Source organism: Herbidospora sp. RD11066, assembly GCF_054661255.1.
On record NZ_BAAGDO010000402.1, the window covers coordinates 1 to 232 of the forward strand.

Annotated in this window: 1 protein-coding gene; it reads left to right on the forward strand. The window is 44.8% G+C overall.

Annotation, left to right across the window (positions count from 1 at the left end; translation table 11 throughout):
- Window positions 1-232 (forward strand): hypothetical protein (locus tag ACYQ78_RS40180; RefSeq protein ID WP_459806249.1); only part of this gene is annotated, 232 nt, incomplete at both ends.

Genomic DNA, 232 nt, shown 5'->3' on the forward strand with positions numbered 1-232 from the left:
CATTGGTACACGCAACCAACGTTAATTCATACAAGAACAATGAGACTCCATTACAACAACGTTTTCTTTCAGAAGACATTAAGACTCCTGATTTTGAGAAGAACGAGGTAGCAGAATCCAAAGCACCTGGTGACCTGGACGAGAAGTTAGATAAGCAGGATCTTGAAGAGAAGACGGCGAGGGATGTAAAGCAAGTGAGCAAAGAGGCGGAAGTGGGTGCAGGTAATGACGG